Raw genomic sequence first — 15,210 nt, 5'->3', positions numbered from 1 at the left:
CCCGTTCCAGGGGTTGTGCTTAGCGCAGCTTTTCGACCACATCCATAAAGCGTTTTACCCGATCCCCGTCGACCTGATTCCAGGTGTGCCCGTCGACCTTAAAATGTGTGCCGATGACCACACCGCTGGCAATGCTCAGAATGTCGGTGACGTTATCGATGTTGGTGCCAGTGTTGGCAAAAACCGGAACGCCCTCTACCGCTTCGCAGACTTTGCGCAGATTAGAATGTTCAGCCGGTTCACCGGTGATCGGCCCGGACACCAGAATGGCATCCGCCAGTGACGAGAAAATGGCGCTGCGCGCGCGCAGTTCGATGGGGCGCGCATCCAGAGAATGGGCGAATTCGGCGTTGATGTTAAAGAGCAATTTCATATCTTCACGGCCCAGGTTGCGGCGCAGGCGAGACGCGCTGGCACAATCCGGCTCCCAGATCCCCATATCAGAAGCAAACACGCCGGTGAAAATTTCACGCACGAAGCTCGCCCCGGTGGCAGCACCAATGGCGACACTGGCGTTAGGATCCCACAGGTAATTCACGCCGAACGGCACTTTCAGTACCGATTTCGCCGCCTGCACCACAGCCGACATGGCCGAGACGCCTTCCAGCGACGCTTTAAACACATAAGGACGGTCATTTTCGTTGCCGAACATAATCGCATCCACACCACCTGCCTGTAGTTTCTCTACATCACTGAGAACATCGTCGATGAGCTTATTGAGTCCACCTTTAGCGTCGTACAGCGGCGCGCCTGGCAGCGCGCCAATATGGGCCATTGCGATAACCGCTTTTTTCTTATTACCCAAAAATTCAAAGATCATAACTTTCTCCGGTGTTGGCTGATATGTCATGGTAAAAAGCGATCACGCGTCTTTCGGCAACGCAGGCGCGATGATCACATCAATATTTGCCGCCTCAAGCATCGCCGACAGGGCTGGCGGTGGCGCCTGTTCGGTGATCAGGATGTCGAATTGCCTCAGCGTGGCGAGGTGTACCAGCGACATTCGTTGAAACTTGCTGGCGTCACACAGCACCACTTTCAGGCTGGAACGGTTGAGATAAAGACGTTTGAGTTCCGCATCCTCAAAGGCGTAGTCATAAATTCCCTCGGCGGTCAGACCAGAGACGCCAATAAAGGTGATGTCGAACCACAGGCTGGAAAACTGCTGTAGCGCCGCAGAGCCGCCGGTCGACATTTCATCCGGGCGCATCCGCCCGCCCGCGAGGTAGATTTCCGCCTTCGCAGGGGCAATGTCATGCGCCACGCGAAGGCTGTTCGTGAAAATTTTCAAATGTGAACACTGGCTGAGGTAACGTGCGGCAAGATACGTCGTGCTGCCGACATCCAGAGCCAGCGTGCGAAATTTCTTGCCGAGCTCTGCCGCCGCCGCCGCGATGCGCAACTTAGCCTCATGGTTTTGCAACAGCCGGGACTCGAAACTCGGTTCCACCTTGTCAATCACCACTGCGCTTGCGCTCTGCGGTAAAACCGCCCCACCATGCGTACGGCAGACACTGCCCTTCTGCTCCATCTCCATCAGATCACGACGGATAGTCATTTCGGAAACGGCAAACTTCGCGGCCAGATCCGGTACAGACACCGCACCTTGCTGAACCAGCAGTTGCATCACTTCACTCTGACGCGACGCAGCCGAACGGCGTAAACGCGCACCGGATCCGGGAGCGTCAGGCTGAAAAGGCAGAGCGTCGTTGTGCATCATCGGCTGACTCCGAACATTGAAGTTAACAAAAACAAACATACAAAACAAAATTTGTGATCGCAATTGTTTTTATCATAAGAAATATGTTTTGTTGTGTTCGTTATATTGGTGTAAAAAATAATCATCAACACAGGGGAAAAGAACATGCACACATCACATTTGACGTCCGGACACTATCCGGACCTGCAAGGTAAAGTGGCGATTGTTACCGGCGGCGCTACGGGTATTGGCTATGCCATCGCCCGTAATCTGATTCGCCAGGGCATGCGGGTCGCTATTGGAGATATCAACGAAGAAGCCGCCTGGGCAGCCGCCACCGAACTCGGCGCGAACACGGTGGCGTTTCATCTGGATGTTCGTTTACGTGCGTCCGTTGAAGAAGGCTTTGGCTGGGTAGACAAAACGCTGGGGGACTATGATCTGCTGATCGCCAACGCGGGCGTATCAACGATGCAAAAAGCCCTGGCGATAACAGATGATGAGTGGGATTTTAATTTTGACGTCAACACCAGGGGTATTTTTCTTACTAATCAGATTGCCGCACGAAAATTTGTGGCGCGTAAATCCGGTACTATCGTGAACACAGCGTCGCTTGCCGCCAAGGTTGGCGCGCCGCTGCTGGCCCACTACTCCGCCAGCAAGTTTGCCGTCCTCGGCTGGACTCAGGCGCTGGCACGGGAACTGGCCGCTGACGGGATCCGCGTGAATGCCGTCTGTCCGGGTTTCGTTAAAACCGGCATGCAGAGCCGCGAAGTACAGTGGGAAGCACAACTGCGCGGCATGACGCCTGAACAGGTCATTGATGATTACATTCGCCAGACGCCGCTTGGCCGCCTGGAAACGCCCGAAGATGTCGCCGAAGTAGTGGCCTTTTTGAGTTCCGACGCCGCCCGTTTTATGACAGGTCAGGGCGTGAACGTGACCGGCGGGGTGTATACGGGCTGATAACACGCCGTTGTGAACAAAGCTGCTTCATTTCGAACAAAACCGAACATGGATGTCACCAGTCCCAGGACGGGCAACACGTAACAGAGGTAACCCAATATGGCCTCCATTGAATTACGGAACGTGTCGAAATCCTACAACGGCAATCAGCACAGCGTCCGTAATGTGAATTTGCACATCCGGGATGGTGAATTTGTTATCTTCCTTGGCCCTTCCGGCTGCGGAAAGTCCACCACACTCCGCATGATTGCCGGACTTGAAAGCATTACCGATGGCACATTGTTAATCGACGGGCGCGACGTGAGTCATGTGGCGCCGCGCGATCGCAATATCGCCGTGGTATTCCAGAGCTATGCGCTCTACCCGCACATGACCGTCGCCGAAAACATGGCCTTCGGCCTGAAAATGCGTGGCGTGCCGGGCAACGTCATCAACAGTAAAGTGGCCGAGAGCGCTGCAATGCTGGGGCTGGATAAACTATTACACCGTAAACCGGCCGCGCTTTCCGGCGGGCAGCGCCAGCGCGTCGCTCTGGGCCGCGCTATCGTGCGTGAACCGCAGGCCTTTTTGTTAGATGAACCCCTTTCAAACCTTGATGCTCAGTTGCGCGGCGAAATGCGTAGTGAGCTGATCAAGCTTCATCGTCGGCTGGGCAAAACCATGGTCTACGTCACCCATGACCAGGTAGAGGCCATGACGATGGCGGATCGCATTTGCATCATGCGTGATGGCCATTTGATCCAGTGCGGGACTCCGCTGGAAGTCTATAACTACCCGGTAAATACGTTTGTTGCCCGTTTTCTCTCCTCTCCGTCCATCAACCTTCTTCCCTGTCTTGTGCAACGGACGGGCATGGATGTCAGCCTGCAACTGTCCGACGGCCCACAGCTCCCGGTGCCGGGCTGGATGGCCGCCGATTATCAAAGCCTGGCGGGAAAACAGATGACCCTCGGCGTGCGACCGGAAGATTTTCACGCCCACCCACGCAGACCAGACTGGATCCCGCTGGAAATTGCCGTCAGCGGGGTGGAAGCGCTGGGCGCGGAAAACATTGTCAGCGGCACGCTCGGTAAAGTGCCGGTGGTGATCCGCCTTGATCATCATACGCACCCGAAGGTGGGCCAGACGCTCAGCATCTGGCTGGATCCCAACTCACTGCATCTGTTTCATCCCGGCAGCGGAGATGTGGTTGAGCGCCGTAAAACACCGGACAACGCTGACACCCCAGGCGCGTGAGGAGCGAACATGCTACGAAAAATTGGATTGCATACCGGGCTGGTGCTGGCCTGTCTTTCAATTTTACTGCCGGTGCTGTGGATTGTGAGAACCAGCCTGGTGCCGGAATCGATGGCCTACAGCAGCGATATTTTCCCGCAGTTTTCCGGGGAAAATTTCCGCTCGCTGATTGAGAACAACGATTTTTTACGTCATTACGCCAATAGCCTGATTGTCGCCACCGGGTCGGTTGTCCTCGCCCTGCCGTTTGCCGCCGCCACCGGCTATGCCTTTGCCCGCTTTAAAACGGGCGGTAAAGCGGCGCGCTTTATTATGCTGGCGACCCAGATGCTGCCAGCGGTAGCGCTTGTGTTACCCGCCTTTGCCATGCTGCGAACCGTTGGGCTGACCAACTCGCTGTTCGGACTGACGCTGGTCTATGCCGCGTTAAACCTGCCGTTTCTGACCTGGATCCTGATGGGCTTTTTCGAAGGGATCCCGGTGGATCTGGAGTGGGCCGCGATGACCGACGGCGCCACCGCCTGGGGCGCGTTCTGGCATGTGGTGCTGCCCGTCTCACTGCCGGGTCTTGCGGCCTCCGCCGTGCTGGGCTTCATCCTGTCGTGGAATGAGTTTCTTTTTGCCCTGGTGCTTAGCGGGCCAGAGACCGCCACGGTCCCGGTGTCGCTTGCCGCGCTACAGACCTCGAACGGTGTGCAGATTGGCAAGGTTTCGGCAGGCATTGTGCTGGCCGTTCTGCCATTGATGGTCGCCTCACATTTTATTCAGCGTTACATCGTCAAAGGACTCACCTTCGGCGGTGTTAAGTAAAGTCATGCCATCCAGACAGAAAATTGTCGCCGTTAACACTCCGGCACCTTCTCCAGGAGTTAATTATGTTGAATCGTAAGAAAGTCACATTGTTATCGGGTCTGATAGTCCTTAGCCTTTCGGCGTCCGTTCGGGCGGAAGATGTTGTGCTGCGTGCGTTGATGGAAGATGTTCCGGAAACGAAAATCATTGAAAAAATGCTGCCTGATTTTGAGAAGCAGTACCACATTAAAGTGCAGTTCGAAAAAATCGGTTACGGCGATATGCATGACAAGCTGGTATCGCAACTGATTCAGTCGCAGAGCTATTACAACCTGCTGGAAGTGGATTTTCTGTGGGCGGGGGAATTCAGTAAAGCCGGCTGGCTGACTGATCTCACGCCGGATGTGAAAAAATCTAACTTTGATATGTCGGCCTTTATTCCGGCCACCGTGTCGCTCATTAATGTGACGCCCAATAAAACCACGCTGATCCCGATGTACAACTATTCCATGGGTCTGATTTACCGCACGGATGTGTTGCAGGATGAGAAAATAAAGAGCGCCTATCAGGCCGAGTTTAAAAAACCGCTTGAGCAGCCAAAAACCCTGGAAGAGTACGTTACGCTTGCCAAATTTATAAAGAAAAACAGTGATATGGCAGGGGCGGCTATGCAGGGGCAGCGCGGTGACCCGAACAGCATGGAGTTCTCGAATTACCTGTTCTCCAGCGGCGGCGCTTACGTAGACGACAAAGGCAAATCCGCACTGAACAGCCCGGCGGGGAACAAAGCGATGACGCTGTATGCGGATGCCATCAAGAATGCCGCGCAAACCGGTGCGCTTTCTGCCACGCTCGACGATACCGTGCGTCTGATGTGCAGCGGCAAAGCGTTCAGTATGTTGACCTACTGGTGGATGCTGCCGCAACTGGATAACGCCACCGCCTGCCCTGCCGTAGCCGGTAAACTCGCGCTGACAACCGTTCCTGGTGGTCACGGGGAGAGCGGCGGCTGGGGTTGGGGTATTCCGAAAAACGTCTCAGATAAAGAGAAACAGGCCGCCTGGACCTTTATTCAGTGGGTGCAGAGTAAAGAGGTCACTACCGCACGCGCATTGCAGGGGCACGCGCCTGTTCGTTCCGATGTCTATGAAAACGCCGAGGTACTGAAAAAGTATCCTTACTATAAAGACGCTCTGAATATTGTGGCGTCCGGTAAGTCCTTCCCGGTCTTCTCCTATTCCGCTCAGTATGAAGATGTTCTGGGAACACAATTGTCCCTGCTGGCGAGTGGCGAAAATACCGTCGACAAGTCGCTGAAAAATGCATCTGACCAACTGGATAAGTTGCTAGTGAAATAAGACAAAGGGGGCCGGCAGATGGCTTTAGCTGAGGAATTTAGCGTGAAACCGAAGTACCGTTTAACAATAGACAGATTCCGGGTAACAGGCTGGGCATTCGCCCTGCCTGGGTTGCTGGCTCTGGCGATTGTGCTCGGCTTCCCTGTTATCTATTCCGTTGTACTGGCTTTTTCGTCCTATACGCTGATGCATGCGGAGATCTTCCCTTTTGCAGGGCTGGACAATTTTATCAGCGTGCTGAGCAGCGATACCTTCTGGCACTCTGCCTGGCTGACTATCCGTTACTCATTATTGACGGTAACCGGTGAGTTTATTGTCGGGCTGGGTATCGCCCTGATGCTCAACCGGGTGGTGAAAACCCGCCCGGTCTATTTCGCGTTACTGACCATTCCGATGGCAATGTCGCCGGTGAGCGTGGCGTTGATCTGGCGTATGTTGCTGCAACCGAACCTTGGCATTATCAACCATATGCTGCAAAGCGTTGGCCTGCCGGGCGTCGACTGGCTGGGTAACCCTACGCTGGCGTTCTGGAGCATGGTGTTTATTGATGTCTGGCAGCAGATGTCATTCGTAGTGCTGATCCTCGCTGCGGGGCTGGCGTCGCTGCCTAAAGACCCGTACGAGGCCGCCGAAATTGACGGCGCAAATAGCTTGCAGCAGTTCTGGTATATCACCCTGCCGATGCTACGCCCGGTTTCGGCAATTGCGATTGTGATTCAGTTAATTAACGAACTTCGCACCTATGACCTGCCCTATATCCTGACCCGTGGCGGGCCGGGGAATGCCACCGAAGTGCTGAGCTTCTTTGCCTATCGCCGGGCGTTTCTGGGACTGTCGCTCAATGAAGGGGCCGCCGCCGCGCTGATTTTGCTGTTAATTGTGCTGGCGATGACCATCGTCTATTTCGTGCTGCTGGAACGGCGCAGATAAACGCGAAGTGGAGGAAGCAGGAAAAGCAAAAACCCGCTTAAGTTGCCTTAAGCGGGTTTTCAAATTTGGTGTATTTGGCTAAGGCATCCAGTAAAAAAATCAAATCAGTTTTATACTTTTTATTTCTTACCAGGAAATCACAAAACTACCATTACGCCGTTGTTTAACTGCCGCGTGACGACCATGCTTGTTATGTCTGGATATTATTTTCTCGGCCTTGTCTCTGTCATCAGGATGCAGGCGTTCTATATTTACAGATGGTTCTTTATTCAGTTTTGCTCTCTGCAATGCATTAAGGCGAATATCGAATTGCACTCTTTCAAACTGTAGGTCGTCAAGGTGTACTTGAATCGCATTATTTACTAACTTCATTCCCAGCATGATCGTGTCAGGAGAAAATCCGGCTTGACCATGTTTTCGACTCAGTCTGGCAGAAATGTGATTCGCTCGCTTTAATGTAGAATTTTCATTAGAATCCCTCTTCCAAAAAACATAAATTTCCTTGCCAGACTCTGTATATTGAATGAAATGCTCCTGCACCATAATCAATCCCAGCAGATAATTTTTAGCGTTGAATAATGTTTTCAAACCGGGGAGCAGAGCCTTATGCAAGTCTTGTAGTTCAATTATTCCCGGGGCATCAAGTTTTGGGACGTTAAATGCCCGAGTGAGTTCGTATCTGTTTGTTGCCGTGAATTTCCAGAAATTTTCATTCCCAGACTGCGCGTATGCAATTGCTGCCCTGAGTGTTGCCATTGCTTTATCGAGATCTAAATTCGTTAAAGGTTCGGAGGTGTTGATACGAAACCTGACCTCCGATGTGAACTTTATCAACTCGACTGGAAACATACTTTTTAGCATCAGAAGCTCATGCAGATTTTCTTCATAAGGATCGGTGATATTAAATTTTTTTATATTATCAACGCGATTCAACAAGGCGTCATCAGGAATAGATAAATTTTCAGTAATAGGTTTTATTTGATGCACGACTCTTCTCGTCGAAGGGGCTCGTGTGTAGGTGGGGGGAGATGTTATCGTTGTTGTCCTGTCTTTCTGACTTGGTAAAAATGTCATTCCATGATAATAATCTAATATATTTTCGTAATTGTATCGATACGCTAATACATGAGGCGGATATTGATGTTCTATTTCACCTTCAAAGCCGGAATAATCGGTAAAAAAATCACAAACGGTTTTATAGAGAGATGCTTTGAAATTTATTTCATACTCATCGTAACTATCTGAGTCTTGAACAAGATCATCATGTTCGGCCATTAATGGCAACCTGATTTTGATCAGGTTTAATTCTGCGATATGCCGGTGTGTTTGTTCGAGGAACTCACTTTCATCTACACCGTAGATTATTAAGTCCAGAACCAGTGATGCCAGATCTTCAACTAACGCATCAAAGCCTTTCTCATAGTAGGATCGGAGTGTTTCTTGCACTGCACGATCCACATTAAGAATGCCTGAACACTCTTGCGGATACTGCCTGAACAGCGCCAGCTTGTAGATTTCCTGAGCAATAAAATTAGTTACCTCACTAAGCGCATTTTTCCGCATATCTGCTATCAGCTTTGCATTCACCTCATCCTCCAGCGCAACAAGATACTTACGATGCCCACACTATACCCTTACATTGTGCAATAAATGGGTATTTTTAATGATAAAAAAGTACCACTTTATTGCGCTAAATAGTGAACTAGACTTGCAACCATCCTGTCGATTTCGCGGACATGTGGACGAAACTGGATACACTGGCCAAAATCTGGTCGATCAAAAAAATGCACAATTTGAGGACGAATGATGAGTAATAATACAGAAATTCATGTGTTTACGGATGAAAGCTTGCGGCAACACGATCGCGAAATTGCGATTAAAGTAAATCAAGCAACCGTCACTCATGTTGTACGTAAATTAAATGCCATGAATGCGGGGCAGCAAGTACGTGCCTACTCAAAAGTGGGCCGTGAAGAACTGATGTTTGATGACGCAACACTGGATGAGATCCTCAGCCATGTGAAAAAGTAAAGCATGGTGTGGGTCGATAGGGGTACAGGTAACGCCAGGAAGGTTAGTGCAGAAAAGCAAAAACCCGCTTAAGTTGCCTTAAGCGGGTTTTCAAATTTGGCTCCTCTGACTGGACTCGAACCAGTGACATACGGATTAACAGTCCGCCGTTCTACCGACTGAACTACAGAGGAATCGTGTGAACGAGGCGCATATTAACGAGGCCTCCTGCCCTTGTCAAAGGCTGTTTTCACAAAAATGTCCGTTTGCCGATTTATTCTCCACTCTGCGGGAAAATGAAGCGGTTACGTGTGATCTCGCGGTACTTTTGGGTATTTCCACAGCCAACGGCCACTCACCATTCGCCAGTAGAAGAGCGCTCCTCGCACCGCCCAGTCGAGCACCATCCCGAGCCACACGCCGACGACGCCCATACCGAGCATAATCCCGAGCGTATAGCCCGCCACCACGCGACAACCCCACATACCGAGCATCGACACCCACATGGCGAAACGGGCATCGCGCGCCCCTTTCTGCCCCGCAGGCAGCACCCAGGAAGCGGCCCAGATCGGCATAAACGCGGCGTTCAGCCAGAGAAGAATCTTGACCACCTCTTTTACATCTTCTTCATGGGTATAGAACGACGCCAGCAGCCCGGCGAACGGCGCCGTGCCCCATGCGATAAGCGTCAGTATTATTGTCGACAGCCAGAACACGTGGCGTAGCTGTCGTTCGGCCTGGCTGCGCTGCCCCTTGCCCAGTCGCTTACCGGTAATAATGGTCGACGCCGAGCCCAGGGCGTTACCGGGCAGGTTAATCAGCGCGGCGACGGAGAAGGCAATAAAGTTACCGGCGATAACGTTGGTCCCCATCCCGGCGACAAACATTTGTGTCAGCAATTTCCCGCCGTTAAACAGCACCGACTCGATACTCGCCGGAATACCAATCCCCATCACTTCCCAGATAATGGCGAAGTTCAGCGGCTTGAAATAGCTTTTCAGTGGGATGCGCAGCGCCGGATTAAAGCCAATCATCAGCACCCAAATAATGGCAATCGCGCCGATATAACGGGCAATAGTGAGCCCCAGCCCGGCACCGGCAAAACCCAGCCCCGGCCAGGAGAACGCGCCGTAAATCAGGATGCTACTGATAATGATGTTGAGGATGTTCATCCCACCGTTTATCAACAGCGGAATCTTGGTATTCCCGGCCCCACGCAGCGCGCCGCTACCGATGAGCGCAATAGCCGCCGCCGGATAACTCAGCACGGTGAGTTCCAGATAGGTCAGCGCCAGCGCTTTGACCTCTGGCGTGGCCGCCCCGGCGATAAAGTCGATGATTTGCGCGCCGAAGTAGTGAATAACCGCCGCCAGAATAATGGAGAACAGGGTCATGATCACCAGCGACTGCCGCGCTGCCGCCCTCGCCCGCTTTTTATCGAGCTTGCCGAGGCTGAATGCCACGACAACGGTAGTCCCGAGGTCAATCGCGGCGAAAAATGACATGATGACCATGTTAAAGCTGTCGGCCAGACCCACTCCTGCCATGGCTTCTTTACCGAGCCAACTGACAAGGAAGGTACTGAGCACCCCCATTAACAGGACGCAGGTGTTTTCGAGAAAGATGGGAATGGCGAGCGGCGTGATTTCGCGCCAGAACAGGACCTTGTAGCTCTTGCGTTTGGCGTACCATGGCGTGCGCATGATAGCCTGGCGTATCGGGGCGACGACGTTCAAAATTGACCTTAGTGAGAAAGATGAAACTTCATTTCAAATGATGGGGTAGAATTCGTGATCCTGCAAAGCATTTCCAAAAAATTGTTGTTAATTACAGCAAACTGCCGTGATTTGCGGCAGTTGCACAAAACCGCCTGAAATCAGGTTTGACAAAAGTTTTTTCGCCGCTAAGATACGACTCCACACCGATTCCTCTGTAGTTCAGTCGGTAGAACGGCGGACTGTTAATCCGTATGTCACTGGTTCGAGTCCAGTCAGAGGAGCCAAATTTAAGAAGCCTGCTTTCGAGCAGGCTTTTTGTTTTTCTGTCCCTGATATTTCTTCTGCACCCGATATGCAGTCGGGCTTTGGGCATTTCGCTTCGATGATGTAACACTCACCAAACTTCCCTGCCTTTGCGCAAAATCTCAACTCAGAATGGCTTCCAGTCGGGCCAGCACTTCATTCACGACAGCATCGGGTATACGTTCCAGACGCTTGCCGTTTCGGGCGTCCATATCAATGGTTCTGGGCTGATCGCAGCGAATCACACCTGTGGTTTTCGTTCCCGCACCGTCCAGTGAGACGGCAAAACCCGCCGCTCGGGCAAAGTTTCCGCCGCTGGTGACCGGAACAACAACGGGCAAACGGGTGAAAGTATTGAATGATGCCTTCGATACGATAAGCACCGGACGTTTTCCGCTTTGTTCATGCCCGGAGGTCGGATCCAGTGAAACGAGCCAGATTTCTCCTCTGTCCATTTACAGGATCTCCTTACCCACCGCAGGTGCATCAATCCATTGCCGATCCTCTTCGCTTATTTCGGCGTGCGGATCACACTGCGCCAGCAATTCCTCAAGCGAGTAATGTGGCCGTCTCTGGGGTTCAATAATCAGGCAGCCATTCTCAATGGTCATACCCACTTCGCTATCCGTCGACAGCCCCAGGGTTTTCAATACGGCGGGAGGAACCGCCAGCATGACGGATCCTCCAACCTTTTTAAGGCGAGCGATATACATAGGGCACCTCCGAATATTATATTTTAATATAACACCAGAGGCTGTATGTGTGCAATTTTTAGTCAAATCCATGGTGACTGGTGTCCTTACCCTTGCGAAGCCCGATAATCCATAGGGTGCTCGTTGCGGCTGTTTTCAAAGACAGCAGCGTTGCCGATAAGAAAAGGCAATCTCGCCGTTTCTCTCGCGTCATCGAGCATGTCGTTCACGCAGTATTGCGGCGCGCGTTAAACATGTCCGATAGTAGAAAACGGGTTATACGGTTCAAAGGATTTTGACGAATCAGATAATCAAATTGCGGCGCAGTTTCCATATCCGGGCTGCGCCGGAGAGATATCAGCGATAGCGTGAAGGCCAGATTTTTTCGGGCGCATATCACTAACGCAACGGCGTACAAAAAACGAGCAGCAGGTCATAGACTTCTACTCATTTTCCAGCCAGTCAATGAAGAACTGAGTGAAGGCGGTAACCGGCAGCGGCTGCAGCCGTCGCTGCGGATAGACAAATTGCAGGCCGACATTTTTTTTATCAAAGCGGCTAAAGCCAATAAAACTTTCCGCAAACAGCAGTTGCAGCCTGCCCTGCTCCACATCACGCTTTACATCCCACCATGATTTGCTGGCAATACCCGCATCAGCCAATACCCACTGGCGGAGTAGCGCACCATCGTCGCACACCATGGCTGGGGTAAAACGCAATGCGCTCTGTTTACCATCGTGCTCAAAACGCCATTCATTCATGATCATGCCACGCAGCTCCAGAGCAAGGCATCGGTGGCGGTGTAAGTCCTCAATGATATTGGGTGTGCCTGCCGCCCGGAGATAATTGGCTGAGGCGACCAGTACCCTATGATTCGGGCGGATATTTCTGACGACCAGGCTACTGTCTGGCAGGTTTCCGAAGCGAATGCTCATATCCAGACGGTTGGCGACCAGATCTTCGACATTTTCGCCCAGGTACACCGAGCATTTCACTGCTGGATGCTGGCGGGAAAAATCGAGCAGCGCCGGGCTGAGGTACTGTCGGCCAAAATCAGAGGGGGCCGAAATGCGGATATTACCGCTGAGCACCCCTTCTTTTTGGGTAAGCAGCGACTCCGCGTGGTTCATTTCCTCCAGCACACGTAGTGCAGCGTGATAGAACTCCTCACCGGCACGCGTCATCGTAATGGCGCGGGTGGAACGGTGGAATAGCCGGGTCTGATAACGCTCTTCAATCGCCTTTAGTCTGGCGGTCATGGTGGCCGCTGAGAGCCCCATACGGCGACCAGCGGCTGAAAGCCCGCCAGCCTCCACCACTGCAACCAGCAGTGCCATATCTTCGAGCTTTCCCATTATTCAGAAATCCTGAAAAGATAATCATATTTTAATGCCATTATCAAAATATCTCTCGCCACGTAAAGTATTTTCACAGATTCATTACGGGGGACGGAAAATGCAAAATCGGACACTTTTTGACAGCTACCACTTAAAGGCTCTGAGCCTGAAGAACCGGATCGTAATGGCACCAATGACGCGGGCGCGGGCGTTACAGCCAGGAAATGTTCCTTCCGCATTAATGGCGGCGTATTACCAGCAGCGCGCCAGCGCGGGTTTGATCATTACAGAAGCCACGCAGATTTCACCTCAGGGCCAGGGATACTCCTGGACACCAGGTCTGCACTCCGCTGAACAAGTTGAAGGATGGCGATTGAGCACAGAAGCCGTTCACCGTGCCGGAGGGATTATCTTTTCCCAGCTCTGGCACGTTGGGCGCATGTCATATGCGGGTTTCCATGAGTATGGCAAACCTGTCGCGCCGTCTGCGCTCGCGCCCGATGCTCAGGTATGGGTTGTTGATGCGCAGGGGAAAGGACATATGGTTGACTGCCCGCAACCGCGGGCACTTGAGCATACCGATATTCAGCAAATTATTGCTGATTATCGGCAGGCCGCATTAAACGCCATTAACGCCGGATTTGATGGTGTTGAGGTACATGGCGGTAATGGTTACCTGATCGATCAGTTTCTTCGCCGGACATCGAACAAACGTACCGATGAGTACGGCGGCAGCCTGGCTAATCGGATCCGTTTTGCGCAGGAGGTGCTGGATGCCATCAGCGACGCCATCGGCAATACGCGCACGGGCATACGCCTTTCCCCATTCATCACCCAGCGCGGAATGAACGACCCGCAGGTGACTGAAGCGATCCTCGCGCTGGCTGCATGGTGTGAAAAGAAAGGTATCGCCTATATCCACCTCGCAGAGGCTGACTGGGACGATGCCCCACAAGTACCTGCTGATTTTCGTGAAACTTTACGCGCCACCTTTAGCGGTACCCTTATTGTCGCTGGAAATTATACCCAGAACAAAGTGGACAAACTCCTTAAGGCGGGTCTGGCCGACCTGTTTGCCTTTGGCCGTCCGTTCATTGCCAACCCTGACCTGCCGTATCGGCTCAGGAATAACCTTCCATTAGCGACCGTAAGCGATCCCGCCACGCTTTTTGGTGGAAACAGCGCAGGCTATACCGATTACCCATTTTATAAAACTGACGAGACGTAACAGGATGGTGAAAAAACAGTAATCATCGGCGGAGCTTCTGGCATTGGCTTTGCCGTGGCTGGCGCTCTCGCTGAACAGGGAGAGCGCCTAATCCTTGCAGGACGGGACAGCGGAAAGCGGATGCAGGCCAGGGACATCGCAAAAGGCTACCTGTTTGTTATGGACAATCCGTTTGTCACCGGAACCCTACCGGATACCGAAGGCGGCGCACTGATTAACTCATCCTGACGTTACACCCACAGGCGGCTGAAATGCGCCCGAGTCACCTGTTTCTCTGAGGCAACAAAAAGGACCTTTTTATGAAAAAGTTGACGCTTTATCCTCCACGACTGACGGCACTTATGCTTCTTCCCGTGGCCAGCGCTGTGTTTTCTGCACCGCTTGAACTGGTAAAACCCCATGAAGTAATTGCGGAAAACCAGTTATCTTCCGCACATGTGGCGATGCTTGAAACTGTCGCGAGACGTTATGCAACATTCTGGAATACGGGCGATGAAGCCCTGGCCCGTGAGGCATTGGCCGATAATTTTGTCGATAAGACACCGCCCGAGGGGCGCAAACAGGGACCAGAAGGCGCGCTTCTGGCCTCACGTGCCTTCCGTACCGCCGTCCCGGATCTGAGTTGCGAGGTTGAGCAGATGATCATTACAGGCGATCGCGTGGTATCGCACCTTCATTTTCGCGGGCATTTCACGGGAACCTTCGGCAAATTGAAAGGTAAAGGCCAGCAGGTTGATTTTATCGCGACGGATATCTATCAGGTCAGGAACAATAAAATTATTGCGAACTGGCATCTTGAAGATAACCTGACCCTGATGAAACAACTGGGCGTGTTATAAAATGGCTGCCCGGAGCGGTGATATTGTCAGGCAGTTTGGCAAGGGTTGAAATATTTCAATATCCGTCCCTGGCATCTGCACGCCGACACCGCGCAAGGTGGC

General features: G+C 52.3%; 16 protein-coding genes and 2 tRNA genes. 9 read left to right on the top strand and 9 right to left on the bottom strand.

All coding sequences use genetic code 11. The features are described from left to right. Positions 1-19: 19 nt before the first annotated feature. The gene (locus ABU190_RS03270) at positions 20-820 is read right to left on the bottom strand and encodes a BtpA/SgcQ family protein (protein WP_108701022.1); all 801 of its coding nucleotides are present in this window, start codon (positions 818-820) and stop codon (positions 20-22) included. Positions 821-862: 42 nt separating this feature from the next. Then, entirely contained in the window at positions 863-1,720 is an 858-nt protein-coding gene (locus tag ABU190_RS03265) for a DeoR/GlpR family DNA-binding transcription regulator (protein ID WP_354690373.1), read from the bottom strand. 144 nt (positions 1,721-1,864) lie between these two features. On the opposite strand from ABU190_RS03265, the gene ABU190_RS03260 reads away from it, so the two are divergent. From ABU190_RS03260 to ABU190_RS03240, 5 genes are all read left to right on the top strand, one after another. Then, on the top strand, positions 1,865-2,665 hold the full coding sequence (locus ABU190_RS03260; RefSeq protein WP_052249323.1) for an SDR family NAD(P)-dependent oxidoreductase: 801 nt from the start codon (positions 1,865-1,867) through the stop codon (positions 2,663-2,665). 99 nt (positions 2,666-2,764) lie between these two features. After that, positions 2,765-3,901, top strand: a complete 1,137-nt coding sequence (ugpC, locus tag ABU190_RS03255; RefSeq protein WP_052249324.1) for a sn-glycerol-3-phosphate ABC transporter ATP-binding protein UgpC — start codon at positions 2,765-2,767, stop codon at positions 3,899-3,901. 9 nt (positions 3,902-3,910) lie between these two features. Continuing rightward, positions 3,911-4,711 carry a carbohydrate ABC transporter permease gene (locus ABU190_RS03250; protein ID WP_354690372.1) on the top strand — a complete coding sequence of 267 codons (801 nt, stop codon included), beginning with the start codon at positions 3,911-3,913 and terminating at the stop codon, positions 4,709-4,711. 65 nt (positions 4,712-4,776) lie between these two features. Then, positions 4,777-6,051 (top strand): extracellular solute-binding protein, encoded by a 1,275-nt coding sequence (locus ABU190_RS03245; RefSeq protein WP_071196351.1) that lies wholly within the window; start codon positions 4,777-4,779, stop codon positions 6,049-6,051. Between the two features lie 18 nt (positions 6,052-6,069). Then, positions 6,070-6,981: a sugar ABC transporter permease gene (locus ABU190_RS03240; RefSeq protein ID WP_107224098.1), complete on the top strand. Its 912-nt coding sequence runs from the start codon at positions 6,070-6,072 to the stop codon at positions 6,979-6,981. A 126-nt stretch (positions 6,982-7,107) separates the two neighbouring features. Here the strand turns inward: ABU190_RS03240 and ABU190_RS03235 are convergent, their stop codons facing one another. Further along, positions 7,108-8,568, bottom strand: coding sequence for a hypothetical protein (locus ABU190_RS03235; protein WP_354690371.1), 1,461 nt, complete (start codon positions 8,566-8,568; stop codon positions 7,108-7,110). Between the two features lie 216 nt (positions 8,569-8,784). On the opposite strand from ABU190_RS03235, the gene ABU190_RS03230 reads away from it, so the two are divergent. Continuing rightward, entirely contained in the window at positions 8,785-9,012 is a 228-nt protein-coding gene (locus ABU190_RS03230) for a hypothetical protein (protein ID WP_125124240.1), read from the top strand. 97 nt (positions 9,013-9,109) lie between these two features. Here ABU190_RS03230 and ABU190_RS03225 read toward each other — a convergent pair. The 3 genes from ABU190_RS03225 to ABU190_RS03215 form a co-directional block, all read right to left on the bottom strand. After that, positions 9,110-9,185: transfer RNA gene (locus tag ABU190_RS03225), tRNA-Asn, on the bottom strand. Between the two features lie 111 nt (positions 9,186-9,296). Continuing rightward, entirely contained in the window at positions 9,297-10,730 is a 1,434-nt protein-coding gene (locus ABU190_RS03220; RefSeq protein WP_354690422.1) for an EmmdR/YeeO family multidrug/toxin efflux MATE transporter, read from the bottom strand. 88 nt (positions 10,731-10,818) lie between these two features. After that, the gene (locus tag ABU190_RS03215) at positions 10,819-10,911 is read right to left on the bottom strand and encodes a DUF5951 family protein (protein WP_222556193.1); all 93 of its coding nucleotides are present in this window, start codon (positions 10,909-10,911) and stop codon (positions 10,819-10,821) included. A gap of 6 nt (positions 10,912-10,917) precedes the next feature. Between ABU190_RS03215 and ABU190_RS03210 the strand changes: the two genes are divergently transcribed. Further along, positions 10,918-10,993 (top strand) — tRNA-Asn (locus ABU190_RS03210). Positions 10,994-11,134: 141 nt separating this feature from the next. Here the strand turns inward: ABU190_RS03210 and ABU190_RS03205 are convergent. From ABU190_RS03205 to ABU190_RS03195, 3 genes are all read right to left on the bottom strand, one after another. Then, positions 11,135-11,467 carry a type II toxin-antitoxin system PemK/MazF family toxin gene (locus ABU190_RS03205; RefSeq protein ID WP_354690370.1) on the bottom strand — a complete coding sequence of 111 codons (333 nt, stop codon included), beginning with the start codon at positions 11,465-11,467 and terminating at the stop codon, positions 11,135-11,137. Continuing rightward, a complete protein-coding gene (locus ABU190_RS03200) occupies positions 11,468-11,725 on the bottom strand; it encodes an antitoxin (RefSeq protein ID WP_296430888.1) in 258 nt (85 codons plus the stop codon). Positions 11,726-12,147: 422 nt separating this feature from the next. Next, a complete protein-coding gene (locus tag ABU190_RS03195; protein WP_354690369.1) occupies positions 12,148-13,059 on the bottom strand; it encodes a LysR family transcriptional regulator in 912 nt (303 codons plus the stop codon). Between the two features lie 100 nt (positions 13,060-13,159). Between ABU190_RS03195 and ABU190_RS03190 the strand changes: the two genes are divergently transcribed. Beyond that, complete coding sequence (locus ABU190_RS03190) at positions 13,160-14,269, top strand: alkene reductase (protein WP_354690368.1); 1,110 nt, start codon at positions 13,160-13,162, stop codon at positions 14,267-14,269. A 299-nt stretch (positions 14,270-14,568) separates the two neighbouring features. Next, positions 14,569-15,108 (top strand): ester cyclase, encoded by a 540-nt coding sequence (locus tag ABU190_RS03185; protein ID WP_354690367.1) that lies wholly within the window; start codon positions 14,569-14,571, stop codon positions 15,106-15,108. The last annotated feature ends 102 nt before the right edge of the window (positions 15,109-15,210 follow it).

This window comes from Phytobacter sp. RSE-02, from assembly GCF_040578655.1.
Taxonomy (GTDB): Bacteria; Pseudomonadota; Gammaproteobacteria; order Enterobacterales; family Enterobacteriaceae; genus Phytobacter; species Phytobacter diazotrophicus.
This window is presented reverse-complemented; position numbering and strand designations above follow the sequence as displayed.